At 69.5% G+C, this 20,410-nt stretch carries 15 protein-coding genes; 11 read left to right on the top strand and 4 right to left on the bottom strand.

The genetic code is table 11. From position 1 onward, the window contains the following. Window positions 1–43 precede the first annotated feature (43 nt). From LPW41_RS00420 to LPW41_RS00400, 5 genes are all read left to right on the top strand, one after another. Window positions 44–1,798 carry a DEAD/DEAH box helicase gene (locus tag LPW41_RS00420; RefSeq protein WP_144831440.1) on the top strand — a complete coding sequence of 585 codons (1,755 nt, stop codon included), beginning with the start codon at window positions 44–46 and terminating at the stop codon, window positions 1,796–1,798. 617 nt (window positions 1,799–2,415) lie between these two features. Continuing rightward, window positions 2,416–4,287 carry a molecular chaperone DnaK gene (gene dnaK, locus LPW41_RS00415; protein WP_230703838.1) on the top strand — a complete coding sequence of 624 codons (1,872 nt, stop codon included), beginning with the start codon at window positions 2,416–2,418 and terminating at the stop codon, window positions 4,285–4,287. A gap of 9 nt (window positions 4,288–4,296) precedes the next feature. Next, on the top strand, window positions 4,297–4,932 hold the full coding sequence (locus LPW41_RS00410; RefSeq protein WP_144831446.1) for a nucleotide exchange factor GrpE: 636 nt from the start codon (window positions 4,297–4,299) through the stop codon (window positions 4,930–4,932). An 8-nt stretch (window positions 4,933–4,940) separates the two neighbouring features. Beyond that, the gene (locus LPW41_RS00405) at window positions 4,941–5,921 is read left to right on the top strand and encodes a DnaJ C-terminal domain-containing protein (protein ID WP_144831449.1); all 981 of its coding nucleotides are present in this window, start codon (window positions 4,941–4,943) and stop codon (window positions 5,919–5,921) included. Window positions 5,922–6,012: 91 nt separating this feature from the next. Next, window positions 6,013–6,450, top strand: a complete 438-nt coding sequence (locus LPW41_RS00400) for a heat shock protein transcriptional repressor HspR (RefSeq protein ID WP_144783965.1) — start codon at window positions 6,013–6,015, stop codon at window positions 6,448–6,450. 144 nt (window positions 6,451–6,594) lie between these two features. Here LPW41_RS00400 and LPW41_RS00395 read toward each other — a convergent pair whose 3' ends face one another. Further along, window positions 6,595–7,188 carry a hypothetical protein gene (locus tag LPW41_RS00395; RefSeq protein ID WP_144831452.1) on the bottom strand — a complete coding sequence of 198 codons (594 nt, stop codon included), beginning with the start codon at window positions 7,186–7,188 and terminating at the stop codon, window positions 6,595–6,597. Window positions 7,189–7,347: 159 nt separating this feature from the next. Between LPW41_RS00395 and LPW41_RS00390 the strand changes: the two genes are divergently transcribed. The 4 genes from LPW41_RS00390 to LPW41_RS00375 all read left to right on the top strand — a co-directional run bounded on the left by LPW41_RS00390 (window position 7,348) and on the right by LPW41_RS00375 (window position 14,209). After that, entirely contained in the window at window positions 7,348–9,075 is a 1,728-nt protein-coding gene (locus LPW41_RS00390) for an ABC transporter ATP-binding protein (protein ID WP_144831455.1), read from the top strand. After that, window positions 9,072–11,249 carry an ABC transporter ATP-binding protein gene (locus LPW41_RS00385; protein WP_230703837.1) on the top strand — a complete coding sequence of 726 codons (2,178 nt, stop codon included), beginning with the start codon at window positions 9,072–9,074 and terminating at the stop codon, window positions 11,247–11,249. The genes LPW41_RS00390 and LPW41_RS00385 overlap by 4 nt, the downstream gene beginning before the upstream one ends. Window positions 11,250–11,766: 517 nt before the next feature. Continuing rightward, window positions 11,767–12,981, top strand: a complete 1,215-nt coding sequence (locus LPW41_RS00380; RefSeq protein WP_230703836.1) for a glycosyltransferase — start codon at window positions 11,767–11,769, stop codon at window positions 12,979–12,981. A 4-nt stretch (window positions 12,982–12,985) separates the two neighbouring features. Next, window positions 12,986–14,209: a glycosyltransferase gene (locus tag LPW41_RS00375; protein WP_230703835.1), complete on the top strand. Its 1,224-nt coding sequence runs from the start codon at window positions 12,986–12,988 to the stop codon at window positions 14,207–14,209. Window positions 14,210–14,266: 57 nt separating this feature from the next. On the opposite strand, the gene LPW41_RS00370 is transcribed toward LPW41_RS00375, so the two are convergent. Beyond that, window positions 14,267–14,491: a hypothetical protein gene (locus LPW41_RS00370; RefSeq protein ID WP_154097125.1), complete on the bottom strand. Its 225-nt coding sequence runs from the start codon at window positions 14,489–14,491 to the stop codon at window positions 14,267–14,269. 87 nt (window positions 14,492–14,578) lie between these two features. On the opposite strand from LPW41_RS00370, the gene LPW41_RS00365 reads away from it, so the two are divergent. Then, window positions 14,579–15,565, top strand: a complete 987-nt coding sequence (locus LPW41_RS00365; protein ID WP_154097126.1) for a GlxA family transcriptional regulator — start codon at window positions 14,579–14,581, stop codon at window positions 15,563–15,565. 372 nt (window positions 15,566–15,937) lie between these two features. After that, window positions 15,938–18,154 carry an ATP-dependent Clp protease ATP-binding subunit gene (locus LPW41_RS00360; protein ID WP_230703834.1) on the top strand — a complete coding sequence of 739 codons (2,217 nt, stop codon included), beginning with the start codon at window positions 15,938–15,940 and terminating at the stop codon, window positions 18,152–18,154. 100 nt (window positions 18,155–18,254) lie between these two features. Here LPW41_RS00360 and LPW41_RS00355 read toward each other — a convergent pair whose 3' ends face one another. Both LPW41_RS00355 and LPW41_RS00350 read right to left on the bottom strand, forming a co-directional pair. Beyond that, a complete protein-coding gene (locus LPW41_RS00355) occupies window positions 18,255–18,839 on the bottom strand; it encodes a nitroreductase family protein (RefSeq protein WP_144831470.1) in 585 nt (194 codons plus the stop codon). 157 nt (window positions 18,840–18,996) lie between these two features. Further along, entirely contained in the window at window positions 18,997–20,358 is a 1,362-nt protein-coding gene (locus LPW41_RS00350) for a glucose-6-phosphate dehydrogenase (RefSeq protein ID WP_230703833.1), read from the bottom strand. Window positions 20,359–20,410 lie beyond the last annotated feature (52 nt).

Here is a 20,410-nt window from a genome sequence, read left to right as displayed (position 1 = left end):
ACCTCGGCCCGCGCGCGAGCGCGGAGGAGACTACCGTGGAGTCATGGCATCCGAAACCCCCGTCGACTCCGCTGAGGCCGAGACCACTCCCGAAAAGCTCACCTTCGCCGACCTGGGACTGGATGCCGCTGTGCTCAAGGCCCTGAAGGACGTGGGCTACGAGACCCCGTCCGCGATCCAGGCCGCCACGATCCCCGTGCTGCTGCAGGGCCGCGACGTCGTCGGCCTCGCCCAGACCGGTACCGGCAAGACCGCGGCGTTCGCGCTGCCGGTGCTGTCGCAGATGGAGACCGGCCACAAGAACCCGCAGGCCCTTGTGCTCGCGCCGACCCGCGAGCTCGCGCTGCAGGTGTGCGAGGCGTTCGAGAAGTACGCCGCGCACATCAAGGGCGTCTCGGTGCTGCCCGTCTACGGCGGCCAGGGCTACGGCCAGCAGCTGTCGGCCCTGCGCCGCGGCGTCGACATCGTCGTCGGTACCCCCGGTCGCATCATGGACCACCTCGACAAGGGCACCCTCGACCTGAGCGAGCTGAAGTACCTCGTGCTCGACGAGGCCGACGAGATGCTCAAGATGGGCTTCGCCGAAGACGTCGAGACGATCCTCGCCGACACCCCCGCCACGAAGCAGGTCGCGCTGTTCTCGGCCACGATGCCGGCGCAGATCCGCCGCATCTCGGCGCAGTACCTGAACAACCCCGAAGAGATCACGGTCAAGACCAAGACCGCGACTTCGACGAACATCACCCAGCGCTACCTGATCGTGTCGTACCAGCAGAAGATCGACGCCCTCACGCGCATCCTCGAGGTCGAGAACTTCGAGGGCATGATCGTCTTCACCCGCACCAAGAACGAGACCGAGACCGTCGCCGAGAAGCTGCGCGCCCGCGGCTACACCGCCGCCGCGATCAACGGCGATGTCGCCCAGGTGCAGCGCGAGCGCACGGTCAACCAGCTCAAGAGCGGCAAGCTCGACATCCTCGTCGCCACCGACGTGGCCGCGCGCGGTCTCGACGTCGACCGCATCAGTCACGTCGTCAACTACGACCTGCCGATCGACACCGAGTCGTACGTGCACCGCATCGGCCGCACGGGCCGCGCCGGCCGCACCGGTGACGCGATCAGCTTCGTCACCCCGCGCGAGCGCCGCATGCTCACCGCGATCGAGAAGGCGACGCGCCAGCCGCTGACCGAGATGTCGCTGCCGAGCGTCGACGACGTCAACGCCACGCGCCTGACGCGCTTCGACGACGCCATCACCACGGCCCTCGAAGACACCGCCGCGATCGCGACGTTCCGCGACGTCGTCGCGCACTACGTGGCGCACCACGACGTGCCCGAGGCCGACGTGGCCGCAGCTCTCGCCGTGGTCGCGCAGGGTGACACTCCGCTGCTGCTCGAGGCCGAGGCCTTCCGCCAGCAGCGCTTCGACACCGAGCGTCCCGCCCGCGACGGCGGTTCGCGCGACGGCGGATCCCGCGACGCCGGCCCGCGCCGCGACACCTCCGGTCGCTTCGCGACGTACCGCATCGCGGTGGGTCGTCGTCAGCGCGTCGAGCCCCGTCAGATCGTCGGCGCCCTCGCCAACGAGGGCGGCCTGCGTCGCAACGACTTCGGTGCGATCCAGATCCGTCAGGACTTCTCGCTCGTCGAACTGCCCGTCGACCTGTCGAACGACACGATCGACCGCCTCGCCGACACTCGCATCTCGGGCCAGCTCATCGACCTGCGCCTCGACGCCGGCGGTCGCTCGGCCAAGCGCAGCGACCGGCCGCAGCGCCGCGATCGCGACCGCGACTGAGCCGCGTTCGCGGTCGAGACCGCGACTGAGTCACGTTCGCGGTCGAAACCGCGACTGAGTCACAGCATCCGTTCGACGCCCCCGTACCCCGTTGAGGGTGCGGGGGCGTCGTGCGTGGTGGGGGTGCGAGCGCGGGTGTGGTGGCGGGTGCGTTTTGCGCGAGCCATGTCCCACTTTTGGTTACCTGGGGGCCGCCTGAGCCGCCATTTTTGGGACGTGGTCTGCCCAGATGGGGACATGGGTGGGCGGGGGTGACCGCTCCGGTCTTTTCCGACCATGTCCCACTTTTGGCTGCCTGGGGGCCGCTCGGGCCGCCATTTTTGGGACATGGTTTGCGTAGATCGGGACATGGTCTGCACAGATCGGGACATGGGTGGAGGGATGCCGAAACACCGGGGCAGCGCGGGGCCGCCCGGGATCGCCTGGGCCGCGCGGGGCTGGACGCGCAGGGTGACCGCGCCCATCGGCATCCGGAAGTTGAGCCAATTCATATCAAGTCGCCTTGACCTCGCGGAGGGGGTCGGATAACCTTGAGTCATCGCGGCTCAACCCGCGCAGAGACTTTCACCAGAACCCCGAGTGCGGCAACGGCCGTGCTCACAAGCAAGGAGACACATATGCCCCGTGCAGTGGGAATCGACCTCGGTACGACCAACTCCGTCGTGAGCGTGCTCGAGGGTGGCGAGCCCAAGGTCATCGCCAACGCCGAGGGTTTCCGTACGACCCCCTCGGTCGTCGCGTACACGAAGGACGGCGAGGTGCTCGTCGGCGAGACCGCCAAGCGCCAGGCCGTCACCAACGTCGACCGCACCATCTCCAGCGTGAAGCGCCACATGGGCACCACCTGGAGCTTCGACGTCGACGGCAAGAAGTGGACGCCGCAGGAGATCTCGGCCCGCATCCTGCAGAAGCTCAAGCGCGACGCCGAGGAGTACCTCGGCGACAGCGTGACCGACGCGGTCATCACCGTCCCCGCGTACTTCAACGACGCCGAGCGTCAGGCCACCAAGGAGGCCGGTGAGATCGCGGGCCTCAACGTGCTGCGCATCATCAACGAGCCCACCGCCGCGGCCCTCGCGTACGGCCTCGACAAGGGCAAGGAAGACGAGCTCATCCTCGTCTTCGACCTCGGTGGTGGAACCTTCGACGTCTCGCTGCTCGAGGTGGGCAAGGACGACGACTTCTCCACGATCCAGGTGCGCGCCACCTCGGGTGACAACCGCCTCGGTGGAGACGACTGGGACCAGCGCGTCGTCGACTACCTCATCAAGCAGTTCAAGGACACGACCGGCGTCGACGTCTCGGCCGACAAGATCGCCCTGCAGCGTCTGAAGGAAGCGGCCGAGCAGGCCAAGAAGGAGCTGTCGAGCTCGACCTCGACCAGCATCAACCTGCCGTACCTGTCGCTCACCGACACGGGCCCCGTCTCGCTCAGCGAGACCCTCACGCGCGCCAAGTTCGAGGACCTCACCAAAGACCTCCTCGACCGCACCCGCAAGCCCTTCTCCGACGTCATCCGCGAGGCCGGCGTCAAGGTCGACGACATCGCCCACGTGGTGCTCGTCGGCGGCTCGACCCGCATGCCCGCGGTCGCCGAGCTGGTCAAGAAGGAGACCGGCAAGGACGCCAACAAGGGCGTGAACCCCGACGAGGTCGTGGCCGTGGGCGCAGCCCTGCAGGCCGGTGTCCTCAAGGGTGAGCGCAAGGACGTCCTGCTCATCGACGTCACCCCCCTGAGCCTCGGCATCGAGACCAAGGGCGGCATCATGACCAAGCTCATCGAGCGCAACACGGCCATCCCGACCAAGCGCAGCGAGACCTTCACCACCGCCGACGACAACCAGCCGTCGGTCGCGATCCAGGTCTTCCAGGGCGAGCGCGAGTTCACCCGCGACAACAAGCCGCTCGGCACCTTCGAGCTCACCGGCATCGCGCCGGCTCCCCGCGGCATCCCGCAGGTGGAGGTCACCTTCGACATCGACGCCAACGGCATCGTGCACGTCTCGGCGAAGGACAAGGGCACCGGCAAGGAGCAGTCGATGACCATCACGGGCGGCTCGTCGCTGCCCAAGGAGGACATCGAGCGCATGGTGCGCGAGGCCGAAGAGAACGCGGCCGACGACAAGAAGCGCCGCGAGTCCGCCGAGACCCGCAACCAGGCCGAGACCTTGTCGTACTCGATCGAGAAGCTCATCAAGGAGAACGACGACAAGCTCCCCGCCGAGGTCAAGACCGAGGTGCAGGGCGACGTCGACGCGCTCAAGACGGCTCTCGCCGGTGACGACGACGACGCGGTCAAGACCGCGTTCGACAAGCTGAACGCCAGCCAGGGCAAGCTCGGCGAGGCCATCTACGCCTCTTCGCAGGCCGCCGGCGAGCCCGCCGACCCCAACGTGGGCCAGCCCGGCAACGGTGAGACGCCGAACCCCGAGGAAGACGTCATCGACGCCGAGGTCGTCGACGACGAGAACCCCGACGAGAAGAAGTAAGCGGAGACCATGGCACACAAGGACGACGAACAGCCCACGGGCTCGGGCGCCGGTCCTGACGAGACGGGGCCGGAGGAGAACACCTCCGGCCCCGCGCCGTCGGGCGACCAGCCTGAGTCTTCGGAATCGGATGCCGATGGCTTGACCATCGACGACATCCTCGGCGCCGAGCAGACGCCCGAGGCGGCCGCAGAAGGAGCCTCCGACAAGGAGGCCTCGCTGCTGATCGACCTCAAGCGTCTGCAGGCCGAGTACGCCAACTACCGTCGGCGCACCGAGGAGCAGCGCGAGCGCGAGATCGAGCGCGCCAAGGGCGAGGCCGTGAAGGGCCTGTTGCCCGTCATGGACGACCTCGACCGCGCCGCCAAGCACGGTGACCTCGTCGAGGGCAGCCCCCTCTCCGCGATCGGCGACAAGGTGCGCGCCGTGGCCGAGCGCCTCGGTGTGGTGTCGTACGGCGCCGTGGGCGACGTGTTCGACCCGCAGCAGCACGAGGCAATCTTCCAGGCCCCGACTCCCGGCGTGACCGAGACCACGATCCTCGAGGTCGTCGAGGTCGGCTACCGCCTCGGTTCGGTCGAACTGCGACCGGCCAAGGTCGTCGTCGCCGTGCCGGCCGACCCTTCGACAGGCTCAGGGACCTAAGGGGAGCTATGGCGAGTCAGGACTGGTTCGACAAGGACTTCTACAAAGTCCTCGGTGTCGACAAGAGCGTCAGCGCTGCCGATCTGAAGAAGACGTATCGCAAGCTCGCGCGCCAGTACCACCCCGACTCGAACCCGGGAGACGCGAAGGCCGAAGCGAAGTTCAAGGAGATCAGCGAGGCCTACTCGGTGCTCAACGACCCCGAGCAGCGCGAGGAGTACGACCAGATCCGGGCCATGGGCTCGGGGGCGCGCTTCTCGGCTCCCGGGGCCGGGGCGGGTGGCGGTTTCGACGACGTCTTCAGTCGGTTCGGACAGGGCCGGCAGGCGCCGTCGGGCGGCTTCGACGACTTCTTCACGATGTTCGATCAGCAGGGCGGGGGCTTCGGTTCCGGCCGGTTCGGTCAGACGACCGGCGGATTCCGCGGCTTCGGCGGGCCTCAGAAGGGCTCCGACGTCACCGCGCGCACGACGATCGACTTCGTCACCGCGGCAAAGGGAGAGACCATCACCCTCGCGGGTGAAGACAACGTGCCCTTCAAGGTGAAGATCCCCGCCGGTGTGTCCGACGGGCAGAAGATCCGGCTGCGGGGCCGCGGGCGCAAGTCGCCCGACGGCGGCGAGAGCGGCGACATCGTCGTGACCGTGGCCGTGCGTCCCCACCCGGTCTTCACGCGTGACGGACTCAACCTGCGCATCACCGTGCCCGTCACCTTCACCGAGGCGGCACTGGGTGCGACGATCGAAGTGCCGACGCTCGGGGGAGACCCCGTGCGTCTGCGCGTGGCCCCCGGCACCCCGTCGGGGCGCGTGCTCCGCGTCAAGGGTCGCGGAATCTCGACCACGAAGGGCACCGGCGACCTGCTCGCCGAGGTCCAGGTCGCGGTGCCTGCCCACCTCGACGACGCGGCGCGCGAAGCCCTCGAGCGTTTCCATGAGCTCGAACCGAAAGAGAACCCCCGCGCCGACCTGATGTCGAAGGCGCGATAAACACACGCGAGTCGCCGAGGTTCTCGGCATCCGATACGACAGGATGCCGAGAACCCGGCACCGCACCCGGCACGACGGAAGAGGTGAAGACGTGTCCGAAAGAGAGATCGACGAAGACGCCCCGATCTTCGCCATCGCCGCAGCCGCCGAGCTGTCGAACATGCACCCGCAGACGCTGCGGCAATACGACAGGCTCGGCCTCGTCGTACCCGCACGCACGCAGGGCGGTTCGCGGCGTTACTCGAGCCGTCACGTGCAGCAGCTGCGCGAGGTCGCGCGCCTGTCGGGTGAGGGCATGAGCCTTCCCGCCATCGCACGTCTGCTGGCGCTCGAGGAGCGGGTTCACGAGCTCGCGCGCCGCGTGAACGACCTCGAGCGTCAGCTCACGATCGAGCGCCAGTCGCGTCCCGGCGCCCGCGTCTTCGCGGCCGGCGCCACCGGTTCGGTCGTCACGCTGCGCCATGGGGCGCGCGTGCGCCGTGCCACCGACATCGTGCTGTGGCGTCCGCGCGACATGCACGACGACTGACCCGACCCGGCGGAGGTCCCTCAACGGGTCGAGGTCCCTGAGCGCGTAGAGGTCCCTGAGCGCGTAGAGGTCCCTGAGCTTGTCGAAGGGACCCGGATGCCGCGGGCGCGCGGCGCTTCGACGGGCTCAGCCACGTCTCTCGCGTCAGGCCGGATCGATCCGCAGCACGGTCGGCGCCTCGCCTAGCTGAAGATCGTCGACCACACGGATCGTGCGTGCCACGGCATCCACCGCGTCGATGACCGTGCCGAAGCGCTGGCGGTCCGAGCACACGGCGGTGACGGTCACGAAGTGCGAGCCGGTGTCCCACGTGTACGTGGCGAACGGCGGCGTCTTCGGATCGCTCGGCAGGGGCATCGCGAGCTTCTCGCCGACGCCGAGGTGCGGATTGCGGAACGACTCGGTGTCGTCGTACTCCATCGGCATCATCGCCCGCGCCGTGCGCAGCTGCGGTGTGGCCTCCTGCAGCTGCGCCATGACGACGAGCAGTTCGGGGTCGCTCTTCCATACCCACACAAGCACGCGCCCGCCCGCGCGGCGCATGAGCAGCGGCGCCGCCTGGCTCAGGATCCACGCGAAAGCCCCGCCGCCGGGGCGGGGCGCAGCGCCGGCGGCCTGATTGGCCTGGCTGAGCAGCATTCCGATCGCCGCCTTACGGTGGCGGCGGCCGCGGAATCCGAGGGAACCGGTCACGGGCACCCAGAGGTCGGCGGGAGCGTCGGCCTGCAGTCGAGACATGCGCTCAGCCTACGATCCGGGGCCTGGGAGACGGATGCCGATCGACCGCGTTCGCGACGGGAGAACGCTCCCACGGCTGGAGGGGTCGCCGATGTCGGAGGTCGGTGCCAGGCTGTAGTCCGCGGTCATCGCGACCGCGTCGATCTCTCGGAGGGCCTCGTGCTCGGCAAACTCCTCATCCGTTACCTCTCGCGCTATCGCTGGCTGCTGGTCGCCATCCTCGTCTTCCAGGCCGCGTCCGCGGTCGCGACGCTGTACCTGCCGCGTCTGAACGCCGACATCATCAACCTCGGCGTCGCCCAGGGCGACACCGGCTTCATCTGGTCGCGCGGCGGGCTCATGCTCGTCATCTCGCTCGGGCAGATCGTGGCATCCGTGATCGCCACGTATTTCGCCGCGCGGGCGGCGATGGCCGCCGGCCGCGACATCCGCCTCGATGTCTTCGAGCGCGTCAGCGGCTTCTCCGAGCGCGAGCTGTCGCAGTTCGGCGCGGGGTCGCTGATCACCCGCAACACCAACGACGTGCAGCAGGTGCAGATGCTCGCGATGATGGGCGCCACCATGCTCGTCAGCGCCCCGCTGCTGGCCATCGGCGGCATCATCATGGCGCTGCAGCAAGACGTCGGACTCAGCTGGCTCATCGCGGTGGCCGTGCCCGTGCTGGTCATCGCCGCCGGCCTCATCATCGCGCGCATGGTCCCGTTGTTCCGCAGCTACCAGACCAAGCTCGACGGCGTGAACCGCGTCATGCGCGAGCAGCTCACCGGCGTGCGCGTCGTGCGCGCCTTCGTGCGCGAGCGCATCGAAGAAGAGCGCTTCCGAGAGGCCAACACCGACATCCTCGTCGTCGGTCGCAAGGTTGGCTCGCTCTTCGTGCTGCTGTTCCCCCTCGCGATGCTCGTGCTCAACGTCACCGTGGTGGGCGTCATCTGGTTCGGGGGCATCCAGGTCGACGCCGGCGGGGTCGAGATCGGCACCCTGTTCGCCTTCATCCAGTACGTCGCGCAGATCCTCGGCGGCGTGCTGATGGCCAGCTTCATGACGGTGATGATTCCTCGCGCCGCGGTCTCGGCCGAACGCATCGGCGAGGTGCTCGACAGCCGCTCGACTCTCGAGCGTCCGGCGAACCCCGTCGAGCGCCTGCCCGAACCGGGTGCGGTCGAGTTCGACGACGTCGCCTTCGCCTATCCGGGCGCCGAGTCGCCGGTCGTCTCGGGTATCAGCTTCACGGCGCGCCCCGGCGAGACCGTCGCGATCGTCGGCTCGACCGGCGCCGGCAAGACGACCCTCGTCTCGCTCATCCCGCGGCTGTTCGACGTGACCTCCGGCGCCGTGCGCGTCGGCGGAGTCGACGTTCGCGAGGCCGACCTCGACGTGCTGTGGAAGAGCATCGGTCTCGTACCGCAGCGTCCGTTCCTGTTCAGCGGCACGGTGGCATCCAACCTGCGTTTCGGTCGCGAAGAGGCCACCGACGACGAGCTGTGGCACGCCCTCGAGATCGCGCAGGGTCGCGACTTCGTCGAAGCGATGGACGGAAAGCTCGAGGGGCGCATCGCCCAGGGCGGAACGAACGTCTCGGGCGGCCAGCGCCAGCGCCTCGCCATCGCGCGGGCGATCGTCCACCGGCCGGCCGTGCTGGTCTTCGACGACTCGTTCTCGGCGCTCGACCTGAGCACCGACGCTCGATTGCGACAAGCCCTGTGGCGCGAGCTCCCCGAGGTGACGAAGATCGTCGTCGCGCAGCGCGTGTCGACCATCACGGGCGCCGACCGCATCATGGTGCTCGAAGACGGCCGCATGGCCGGCCTCGGCACGCACGACGAGCTGCTGGCCACCAGCGCCACCTACCGCGAGATCGTCGAGTCGCAGCTGGGGGTCGAGGCATGAGCACCGCAGACGCCCTCACCGAAGAAGAACGCGCCGAACTCGAGCTCGCCGAGCAGGCGCGCCTGAACTCCGGCAGCTGGGCCAGCGTCGCGCCCGGCAAGGCCTCGAACTTCGGGCCGAGCTTCCGGCGCCTCATCGGCCTCCTCCGGCCGTACGCCGCCGCTTTCGTGTTCGTGTCGATCCTCGGCGCGATCGGCGTCGTGCTCGCCGTGCTCGCTCCTCGCGTGCTCGGAGACGCGACCAACATCATCTTCGAAGGCGTGGTCTCGAGGGGACTCGCTCAGCAGTTCCCCGCCGGCACCTCGCAGGCCGAGGTCGTCGACGCCCTGCAGGCCGCGGGGCAGAACGACATCGCCAACATCGTCGGCGCGATGGGCAACTTCTCCGTCGGCGCCGGCGTCGACTTCGACGCCCTGCGCGTCGTGATCGTGACGGTGCTCGCGATCTACGTCGGCTCGTCGCTGCTGTCGTGGATCCAGGGCTACGTCATCAACGTCATCATGGTCCGCACCATGTGGCGCCTGCGCGAAGACGTCGAGGCCAAGATCAACCGTCTGCCCCTGTCGTACTTCGACCGCGTGCAGCGCGGAGAACTGATCTCCCGGGTCACCAACGACATCGACAACATCACGCAGACGATGCAGCAGTCGCTCTCCAGCGCGCTCACGTCGGTGCTCACCGTCGTCGGTGTGCTCATCATGATGTTCACGATCTCGTGGCAGCTCGCTCTCGTCGCCCTCGTCTCGCTGCCGCTCATGGCGGTGATCTTCGGCGTCATCGGACCGAAGTCGCAGAAGGCGTTCGGCGAGCAGTGGAAGAAGGTCGGCCGCCTCAACGCCCGCGTCGAGGAGTCGTTCTCGGGCCACGCGCTGGTCAAGGTCTACGGCCGCGAGAAGGACGCGCGCGAGAAGTTCGAGGCCGAGAACGAGGAGCTCTACCAGGCCAGCTTCAAGGCGCAGTTCCTCTCCGGCATGATCATGCCCGGCATGATGTTCGTCGGAAACCTCACGTACGTCGGCATCGCGGTGCTCGGTGGTCTCATGGTGGCCGGTGGCCAGATCCGCCTCGGCGACGTGCAGGCCTTCATCCAGTACTCGCAGCAGTTCACGCAGCCGCTGTCGCAGCTGGGTGGCATGGCCGCGGTGGTCCAATCGGGCACCGCCTCCGCCGAGCGGGTCTTCGCACTCCTCGACGCCGAAGAGCAGGAACCGGATGCCGATGACGCCCCGACCCACACCGAGGGTCGCGGGGTCATCGAGTTCCAGAACGTGCGGTTCTCGTACTCGCCCGACCGCCCGCTGATCACCGACCTGTCGTTCCGCGTCGAGCCCGGCCAGACGGTCGCGATCGTGGGACCCACCGGTGCCGGAAAGACGACGCTGGTGAACCTGATCATGCGGTTCTACGAGCTCGACGGCGGGCGCATCCTGCTCGACGGGCAGGACATCGCCGAACTGCGCCGCGACGACGTGCGCTCGCGCACCGGCATGGTGCTGCAAGACCCGTGGCTGTTCGCGGGGTCCATCCGCGACAACATCCGCTACGGGCGCGAGAGCGCGACCGACGACGAGATCGTCGAGGCCGCCGTCGCCACGCGCGTCGACCAGTTCGTGCACTCGCTGCCCGAGGGCTACGACACCGTGCTCGACGAAGACGCCGCCAACGTCTCGGCGGGCGAGAAGCAGTTGATCACGATCGCGCGGGCGTTCGTCGCCCGGCCCTCGGTGCTGATCCTCGACGAGGCCACCTCGTCGGTCGACACCCGCACCGAGCTGCTGCTGCAGCAGGCGATGGCGGCGCTGCGCGAGGGACGCACCTCGTTCGTGATCGCGCACCGCCTGTCGACGATCCGCGACGCCGACCTCATCCTCGTGATGGAGCACGGCGACATCGTCGAGAAGGGCACGCACGACGAGCTCATCGCGGTCGAGGGCGCGTACTACCGCCTGTACCGCTCGCAGTTCGAGCAGGCGGCATCCGACCTCGATGAGGTCGAGGTCGAGGCGCAGCGCGCCGCCGACCCGCAGCACGCCCCGGCGAACGACGATGCCGTGGTGGTGTCGGCGATGGCGGTCGCGGCATCCGAGGTTCCGGCGGCCGCGGGTGTCGACGGCCCGCCGCGCCCGGCACAGGGCTCACCCCTGCCCGACCGACGCCTCGACGGCGAGGGCTGACCGCCCCGCCGCACAGCACGACCACGCCCGCTCGGCCCCGCGCCGGGCGGGCGTCGTCGTGCTCGGGCGCGCGGTGCCGCGGGGGCCGCCCTGTTGCCGCGGTCTCGGTTTGGGGCGGGATCTGCACGTTGGGGCGGGAATTGTCCGCCCCGAACGGCGGAATCCGCCCCAAACCGTGGTTGGACTCACCCCGCCGCACTGCGGCCACGCAGGTCTTCGCCGCGCCCCACCGCGCTGCGGCGTTGCCGCGGTCTCGGTTTGGGGCGGGATCTGCACGTTGGGGCGGGAATCGTCCGCCCCGAACGGCGGAATCCGCCCCAAACCGGGGCTGGGTCCCGACTCCGGCCTCGCCCGCCGACCCGCGCCGCCCCCTTCACCGACCCGCTGCTCCGACCTCCGCCCCCGCCGACCTACCCTGTGGACGGTCCCCGGGAGTGCGAAAGCCGCTCCGGTAGGGTGGACCGCGCAACACCCGTACCGTGCGACCCGTCCGCCGCATAGATAGGCCTCACCCCTCGTGACCACTCCTGCGACGCCCGCCGACACCCCCGCGCCCGCCGCCGATCGTCCTCTGCGCATCCTCATCGGTGCCGACACCTTCTCGCCGCACGTCAACGGCGCAGCGCGTTTCGCCGAGCGCCTCGCCGCCGGCCTCGTGGCCCGCGGTCACGACGTGCACGTCTCCGCGCCGAGCGTCGGGCACGGCAACGCCGGCACCGCGACCGAGGTGATCGAGGGCGAGAAGATGGTGATGCACCGTCTCCCGGCCTATCGCTTCCTTCCGCACGACTGGCTGACCTTCGTGCTGCCGTGGCGCGGCAAGCACTACGCCCGCGTCGTGCTCGACGAGGTCAAGCCCGACGTCGTGCACATCCAGTCGCACATCATCATCGGCCGTGGTCTCGCCCGCGAGGCGCGCAAGCGCGGCATCCCCGTCGTCGCGACGAACCACGTGATGGCCGAGAACATCCTCGACTTCACCACTCTCCCCGACTTCCTCGACCGCATCTTCGTCAAGCTCGCGTGGGCCGACGCCGAGCGCACCTTCAAGATGACACGCGCCGTGACGACTCCGACGCGCAAGGCCGCCGACTTCCTCGAGTCGACGATCGACATCTCGGGTGTCATCCCCATCTCGTGCGGCATCGATCGCTCGAACTATTCGCCCGACCTGACGCCGCGCGATGCGAACCGCGTCCTCTTCGTCGGCCGCTTGACGACCGAGAAGCACATTGACGTCGTGCTGAAGGCCCTCTCGCAGCTCGACCCCGCGCTCGACGCGAGCTTCGACATCGTCGGCGGCGGCGACCAGCGCGCCAAGCTCGAGGCGCTCGCCCAGCAGCTCGGCGTGGCATCGCGGGTCACGTTCCACGGCCACGCGTCCGAAGAAGACCTGCGCGCGCTGTACTCGCGTGCCAGCGTCTTCGCCATCGCCTCGATCGCGGAACTGCAGTCGATCGCGACCATGGAGGCCATGGCATCCGGTCTGCCGATCGTCGCGGCCAATGCCGTGGCGCTTCCGCACCTCGTGCACGACGGGGAGAACGGCTACCTGTTCGAGCCGGGCGACGCCGACGAGCTCGCCGCACGTCTGACCGATGTGCTCACGGCCGTCCCGGACGAGCGCACGCGCATGCAGCAGGCGTCGCTCGACGCGGTCGCCGTGCACGACATCACCCGCACGCTCGACACCTTCGAGGCGCTGTACCGCGGTCGACCCCTGCCGGAGTAAGCCCGTGCACGTCGTCATGTTCGCCGACCAGCACCTGGAGTCGCTCGGCGGCGCGCAGGTGTCGATGCGCCTGCAGAAGCGTTTCCTCGAGCGCGCCGGGCACGTCGTCACCGTCGTCGCCCCGCGTCTTCCGCGCCCGGGTGCGCACGATCCCGCGTACCTCGACCTCCCCTCGATCGCGATCACTCCCGATCGCGAGTACGCGCTCGCCTGGCCGGGTGTCCGCACCGATCGGTTCCTGGATGCCGAGATGGGCGCGCGACTGCCGGTCGACGTCGTCCACGTGCAGGCCGACTTCTGGGGAGCCTTCATCGGGCACCGGTACGCCGCGCGGCACGCGCTGCCGGTGGTGCACACGATGCACAACCGCGTCGACGTGGGGATCGAGGCGACGGCTCCGTTCCCCGGCCTCGTGCTGCGCGCATTGAACGCCTGGGCGCGACGGGCCCTGCCGCGGGCGGCGTCGGGGCGCACAGCGCAGAATTCGACCTCTTCGGCCCGCTCGCGGACGGACGGGTGGGCGTTCCTCCACCAGCTCGCGCGCCTGTCGCGAGCGGTGACCGCTCCCTCCGGCCACTTCGCCCGCCGTCTCGAGCGCCACGGCGTCGCCTCGCGCGTCGACGTGATCTGGAACGGCATCGACGACGACGTGCTCGACGCCGCCCTCGCCGCCGGGCCCGCCGTGCGCGCGGAGGGGCGTCCGCGCTTCATCTGGCTCGGGCGCATGAGCCCCGAGAAGCGACTGCTCCCCTTCCTCGAGGCGGTCGTGGCATCGGGCATCGACGCCGAGGTCGAGGTCGTCGGCGGGGGTGCCGAACTCGGCAAGGCGACGCGTCTCATCGAGCGCGCCGCGCCGCGGGCGACCGTGACCTTCGCCGGGCGCCTGTCGTACCCCGAGACCCTCGCCCGCCTGGCCGCCGCCGATGCGGTGGTGCAGACCTCGATCGGCTTCGAAACGCAGGGGATGACCGTCTTCGAGGCGGCCTCGCTCGGAACCCCGGCGGTCGTCAGCGACCCCGACATCGCCGCCGAGCTGGGGTCGGGAACGTGGACGGTGGCGGATGCCACGACCGCGGCCCTCGCCGAGGCGCTGGCCCGCGCGGCGTCCGACATCACCGCCGGCACCCCCGTCGTGCCGAATCCGTCGATCGCCGAGCGCTTCCGCCAGTCGTCGCGTACGGGTGCGATGGTCGCGGTGTACGAGCGGGCGGTCGCGGCCGGCCGCTGACCCGCGCCGACGCACGCGGCGCCCGGGCGTCGGACCGATGGCGGATGCCGTCGGGCCTCAGTCGGCGCGCACGACGCGCAGCGGGGCCGTGGTCGGCGATGCCACGGCGCGCTTCACCGCGGGCTCCGAGGCGACCGGGTCCGCGGCGCGGGCGGGGCGTTCCGCGCGGGAGGCGCGTGAGGGGTCGGTGGGGATGCGGCCGTAGCCGTCGGTTCGCACGACCCACACGGTCGCGACGATGCCGATGAGGGACAGGATGCCGAGAGCGATGAGATATGCCATGGCAGAAAAGCTACGTCTAGAGGAATTGCGCCCGCGAGTGGCATGATGGACGCCGTTCGTAAGATTCCTGCCACACCGGAGGTGCGCATGCGCTCGGTCGCCGTCGTCGTCCAGCCGGGGTTCGCCCCGTTCGAATTCGGTCTCGCCTGCGAGGCGTTCGGCCTCGACCGCAGCGATGACGGCATTCCGAACTTCGACTTCCGCATCGTCGCACCCGACCCCGGCGTCGTGCCCTCGAACATCGGCTTCTCGATCAACGTCGAGCACGGTCTCGAGGCGGCGGCGGGTGTCGACATCCTCGTCCTCGCGCCGATCCCGCGGTCGCAATGGGAAGCCGTCGACGAGCGGGTGATCGAGGTGGTGCGCGCCGCGCACGCCCACGGCTCGTGGCTGTTGAGCGTGTGCAGCGGATCGTTCGTGATCGCGGCATCCGGAGTGCTCGATGGCAAACGGGCCACCACGCACTGGCGCTACGCCGACACGATGGCGCGCATGTATCCCGAGATCGAGGTCGATCCCGACGTGCTCTACGTGCAGTCCGGCAACATCATCACGAGCGCCGGCACCGCCGCGGGCCTCGACGCGTGCCTGCACCTGCTGCGGCAGGAGCTCGGTTCCGAGCTCGCCAACCGCATCGCCCGCCGCATGGTCGTCGCCCCCCAGCGCGACGGGGGACAGGCGCAGTTCATCGCGTCGCCCATCCCGATCGACATGTCTCTCTCGCTCGCCCCGGTGACCGAGTGGATGCTGCAAAACCTCGATGCCGAGCTCTCGGTCGACCGGCTCGCCGCTCGCGCCCACATGTCACCGCGGACCTTCGCGCGCCGGTTCAAGGCCGACCTCGGCGCGACCCCGGCGGCCTGGCTCGCTCGCCAGCGCCTGCTGCACGCGCAGCGTCTGCTCGAAGAAACCGACCTCGGTCTCGACCGCATCGCGGCGGAGTGCGGCTTCGGTTCGGCGGCGGTGCTGCGGCAGAACTTCGCCCGGACGATGGGCCTGACCCCGACCGCCTATCGGGCGCGCTTCTCGTGCAGTGAAGAACGCGCGGTGTCGCCGGAAGCCGTCCCGGCCTGAGTCGCGCCGCGCGCGCAGCGGGGCGGAGGGATGTCGCGCGTGACCGGCGGGCCACCGCCCTTCTGCATGGGGTGGAAAGGCGGTGGCCCGCCGGCGTCAGTTGTATCCGAGGATCACGCTCGACTCGCTCTCCCCCTCGAAGGAGGTGGCGGCGGCGATAGTGCGACTGTCGGATTCATCCACCCCTCGAGCGTGCACCGCGAGCGGAGCGCGTTCAGCGATCCTGACGGAACGCACACAGCCGCGGCGTCGCGCGCGACAGCTGTTCCGTCGTATCCGGCGTCATCCCGGCATCCATTGCCCTCCGCCCGCCGCACTGCTAAACTTGAGTCAACGCAACTCAAGTTTGCGAACAGACTTCCAGGAGACCACATGAACGCCACGCAACAGCCGGGGCAGGAGGACGCGCGTAGCGCCCTCGAGCAATTCGGCATCAACCTCACCGACCGGGCTCGCCAGGGCAAGCTCGACCCCGTGATCGGGCGCGACGGCGAGATCCGCCGCGTCAGCCAGGTGCTCACCCGGCGCACCAAGAACAACCCCGTGCTCATCGGCGAACCCGGCGTCGGCAAGACCGCCGTCGTCGAGGGCCTCGCCCAGCGCATCGTCGCGGGCGACGTCGCCGAGAGCCTCAAGAACAAAGAACTCGTCTCGCTCGACATCTCGGCGCTCGTCGCCGGCGCGATGTACCGCGGCCAGTTCGAAGAGCGCCTCAAGAGCGTCCTCAAAGAGATCACCGAGTCCGACGGACGCATCATCACGTTCATCGACGAGCTGCACGTGCTCATGGGCGCGGGCGGCGGCGAGGGCTCGGTCGCGGCCTCGAACATGCTCAAGCCCATGCTCGCCCGCGGCGAGCTGCGGCTCATCGGCGCCACGACGCTCGACGAGTACCGCGAGTTCATCGAGAAGGACGCCGCGCTCGAGCGCCGCTTCCAGCAGGTGTACGTCGGCGAGCCCACGGTCGAAGACACGGTCGCGATCCTGCGCGGCCTCAAGGAGCGCTACGAGGCGCACCACAAGGTCGCGATCGCGGATGCCGCGCTGGTCGCTGCCGCCTCGCTCTCCAACCGGTACATCCCCTCGCGTCAGCTGCCCGACAAGGCGATCGACCTGATCGACGAAGCGGCCTCGCGCCTGCGCATGGAGATCGACTCGGCGCCCCTCGAGATCGACGAACTGCGTCGCCACGTCGACCGCCTCAAGCTCGAAGAGCTCGCGCTGAAGAAGGAGAAGGACGCCGCCTCGAAGGAGCGCCTCGCCACCCTGCGCGAGACCCTCGGCGCCGAACAGGCCAAGCTCGACGAGCTGCAGGCCCGGTGGGAGCGCGAGCGCGCCTCGCTCAACCGCGTGGGCGACCTGAAGACCCGCCTCGACGCCGCCCGCGTCGATGCCGAGCGCGCGCAGCGCGAGGGCAACCTCGAGCGCGCGTCGCGACTCCTCTACGCCGAGATCCCCGCTCTCGAGCGCGAGTTGATGACCGCCGAGCGCGAAGATGCTTCGACAGGCTCAGCAACCGGTGGGAGTCGAATGGTCAATGAACAGGTGACCGACGAAGACATCGCGGCCGTCATCGCGGCGTGGACGGGCATTCCGGTCGGACGCCTGCTGCAGGGCGAGACCGAGAAGCTGCTCAACCTCGAGCGCGAGCTCGGCAAGCGCCTGATCGGCCAGCGCGATGCGGTGAAGGCGGTGTCGGATGCCGTGCGGCGCTCCCGCGCGGGCATCAGCGACCCGCACCGGCCGGTCGGTTCGTTCCTCTTCCTCGGTCCGACCGGTGTCGGCAAGACCGAGCTGGCGAAGTCGCTCGCCGACTTCCTCTTCGACGACGAGCACGCCATGGTGCGCATCGACATGTCGGAGTACGGCGAGAAGCACTCCGTCTCGCGCCTGGTGGGTGCCCCTCCGGGCTACATCGGCTATGAGCAGGGCGGTCAGTTGACCGAGGCCGTGCGCCGTCGGCCGTACTCGGTCGTGTTGCTCGACGAGGTCGAGAAGGCGCACCCCGAGGTGTTCGACGTGCTGCTGCAGGTCATGGACGACGGTCGCCTGACCGACGGTCAGGGCCGCACGGTCGATTTCACCAACGTCATCCTTGTCCTCACCTCGAACCTCGGCTCGCCGATCCTCATCGACCCCACCCTGTCGATGGAGACCAAGCGCGACCAGGTGCAGGCGCTCGTGCGACAGGCATTCAAGCCCGAGTTCGTGAACCGTCTCGACGACATCGTGATCTTCCAGGCGCTGAGCCAGGACGACCTCGCACAGATCGTCGAGCTCGCCGTCGACGCGCTGCACAAGCGGCTCCGCGAGCGCCGGCTGAGCCTCGCGGTCACCCCCGACGCCCGGTCGTGGCTGGCCGAGCGCGGCTACGACCCGGTGTACGGCGCCCGTCCGCTGCGGCGTCTGATCCAGACCGAGATCCAGAACCGCCTGGCGATGGCGATCCTCGCCGGAACCGTGCGCGATGGAGACGTCGTGCGGGTCGACGTGGCCAGCGACGGCGACTCGCTCATGCTCGTGAGCACCGGCCCCGCCGAGGATGAGCCGAACGACGACGACGTGATCGAGGCCGAGATCGTCGAGTAAGACGGAAGAGGGGGGATGCCGTGGCGGCATCCCCCCTCTTCGTTCGTGCGAGCCTGTGACGTGCGGAGTCCGCAGCGCGAGGCGTGCCGGATGCCGGGACTCAGGCGTCGACGAGCAGCGACTCCGCGACGGTGCGGCGCTCGCGGGGAGCGAGCTCGCGCTGACGCAGGCCCTCTTCGGCGGCGTCGATGTCGCCCAGCGCGCCGACAGCGATCACGGTCACGGGGGTGAAGCGGGGGTCGATGTCGAAGGCCGCGCGCAGGTCGTCGGCGACGAATCCGCCCATCTGGTGGGTGGCGAGGCCCTCGGCGTGCGCCTGCACGGTGAAGTGCGCGGCGGCCTGGCCGGCGTCGTAGAGAGCCCAGGGGCGAGCGTCTCCTTCGGCGGTCTCGTTCTCGGCGAGCACGACCAGCAGCGCACCGGCGGCGGGCGCCCACGCCTGGTTGAAGCCCATCAGGGCCGAGACGACCTTGGCGTGGGCCTCGCCGCCGCGGCGGGCGAGGATCATGCGCCAGGGCTGGTGGTTCATGCCCGTGGGGGTCCAGCGGGCCGCCTCGAGGGCGGAACGCAGTGCTTCTTCGTCGATCGGGGTCTCGGCGTCGAAGACGCGGGTGCTCCAGCGCTCGGCGAGCACGTCGAGGATCGGGGCGTCGGTGGGGGCGGTGCGGTCGAGAACGAGTGACATGGGTACTCCTGAGGAACGGGGACGATGCCGGGACTCCATTGACCCGCACCAGTGAACGCCCACGGGCCGCCGAGTGTTCCCGTGTGAAGTTATGCGTCGCCGATGAGTCCGCGCACGCGCGGCAGGGAGCGCCCGGATGGGGCTCACGGCATCCGCGTCACTGGCTCCACGACGCGGGACCTGCGGTGCCCGCGGGGTACTCGTCGAGCGGCACCTCGTTCGCGCGCCACGCGTCGATGACCGGCTGCACGATGCGCCAGCACTGCTCGGCCGCGTCGCCGCGGACCGCGAGCATCGCATCGCCGTCGAGTATGCCGGAGAGCACCTCGCCGTAGGCCTTGAGTGCGCCCTCGCCGAGGTCGGCCGCCAACGTCACGCGCTCCAGCTCGAGCGGGTCGTCGGCACCGTTGACGTTCAGGCCGAGGCTCATCGTGTCGGGCCCGAGAGAGAAGACCAACTCCGACGGCTCGCTCTCGCCGACGAAGCCTCCGGGCAGGTGCCGCACCGGCTTGAACGTCACGGTGATGGCGCGGTGGCCCGAGCTGAGCGCCTTGCCCGAACGCAGCGTGATCGGAACGCCCTGCCACCGGGCGTTGCGCACCTCGACCGTCATCTCGGCGAGCGTCTCGGTGCCGCGCGCCGCGTCGACCCCCGGTTCGTCGACGTAGGAGGGGAAGTGGCGATCGCCGACGTCGCCGGCGGTGTAGCGGGCGCGACGGGAGTTGTGCACGGGGTCGTCGTCTCGCACGTGGGTGGCGCGCAGCACCGCCGAGGTGGCGTCGCGCAGATCGAGTTGATTGAGGGATGCCGGGGGCTCCATCGTCACGAAGGCCATGACCTGCAGCAGGTGGCTCTGGATCATGTCGACGAGCGCGCCCGCGCCGTCGTAGTAGCCCGCGCGACCCTCGAGACCGAGGGGTTCGGGATAGTCGATCTCGACGGAGCCGATGTCGTCGGCCGACCACACGCTCTCGAGGAGGCGGTTCGCGAAGCGGGCCCCGAGGAGGTTGAGCACGGTCGAGCGACCGAGGAAGTGGTCGATGCGGAAGACCTGGTCTTCGGGGACGAGCTTCGCCAGCTGCTGGTTGAGCCGGTGCGCGCTCGCCTCGTCGGTGCCGAAGGGCTTCTCGAGCGCGAGCACCGTGCCCTCGGGGATCTTCACGTCGCTGAGCGCCAGGCAGGCCTTCTCGGCGATCGCCGGGGGAACGGCGAAGTAGAGGGCGGGGCGGCCCTCGGCGTCGTCGAGGAGCTTCTGCAGGTCGGCGGCCTGGGTGATGTCGGCCTGCGAATAGGTGGTCTGCGAGACCTGGTCGAAGGCCGCCGCGGCATCCGTCGTCTCGAATGACTTCTTCACCGCCTCGCGCCAGTGCTCGCCGGTCCAGTCGTCCATGCCGGCGCCGTGCAGGCGCACCGACCGGCCGGGTTCGCGCGTGAGCAGCTGGCCCAGGGCCGGCAGCAGCAGGCGAGACGTGAGGTCGCCCGAGGCGCCCAGGATGATCAGAGTCGTGTCCGCGGCCATGCCGTCACCGTAGCGCTGTCGTCCGACACCGCCCGGGTGCTTGCAGCAGGTG

This window comes from Microbacterium sp. JC 701, assembly GCF_021026215.1.
Classification (GTDB): Bacteria; Actinomycetota; Actinomycetes; order Actinomycetales; family Microbacteriaceae; genus Microbacterium; species Microbacterium algihabitans.
The sequence above is the reverse complement of the archived record's forward strand: the minus strand, read 5'-3'. Positions and strand labels throughout refer to the sequence as shown.

Excerpts from the sequence above, each read along its gene's own strand:
- LPW41_RS00405 (WP_144831449.1), top strand. The coding sequence starts at position 4,941 with ATGGCGAGTCAGGACTGGTTCGACAAGGACTTCTACAAAGTCCTCGGT.
- LPW41_RS00365 (WP_154097126.1), top strand. The coding sequence starts at position 14,579 with ATGCGCTCGGTCGCCGTCGTCGTCCAGCCGGGGTTCGCCCCGTTCGAA.
- LPW41_RS00370 (WP_154097125.1), bottom strand. The coding sequence starts at position 14,491 with ATGGCATATCTCATCGCTCTCGGCATCCTGTCCCTCATCGGCATCGTC.
- LPW41_RS00395 (WP_144831452.1), bottom strand. The coding sequence starts at position 7,188 with ATGTCTCGACTGCAGGCCGACGCTCCCGCCGACCTCTGGGTGCCCGTG.
- LPW41_RS00420 (WP_144831440.1), top strand. The coding sequence starts at position 44 with ATGGCATCCGAAACCCCCGTCGACTCCGCTGAGGCCGAGACCACTCCC.
- LPW41_RS00385 (WP_230703837.1), top strand. The coding sequence starts at position 9,072 with ATGAGCACCGCAGACGCCCTCACCGAAGAAGAACGCGCCGAACTCGAG.
- LPW41_RS00350 (WP_230703833.1), bottom strand. The coding sequence starts at position 20,358 with ATGGCCGCGGACACGACTCTGATCATCCTGGGCGCCTCGGGCGACCTC.
- LPW41_RS00360 (WP_230703834.1), top strand. The coding sequence starts at position 15,938 with ATGAACGCCACGCAACAGCCGGGGCAGGAGGACGCGCGTAGCGCCCTC.
- dnaK (WP_230703838.1), top strand. The coding sequence starts at position 2,416 with ATGCCCCGTGCAGTGGGAATCGACCTCGGTACGACCAACTCCGTCGTG.
- LPW41_RS00355 (WP_144831470.1), bottom strand. The coding sequence starts at position 18,839 with ATGTCACTCGTTCTCGACCGCACCGCCCCCACCGACGCCCCGATCCTC.
- LPW41_RS00410 (WP_144831446.1), top strand. The coding sequence starts at position 4,297 with ATGGCACACAAGGACGACGAACAGCCCACGGGCTCGGGCGCCGGTCCT.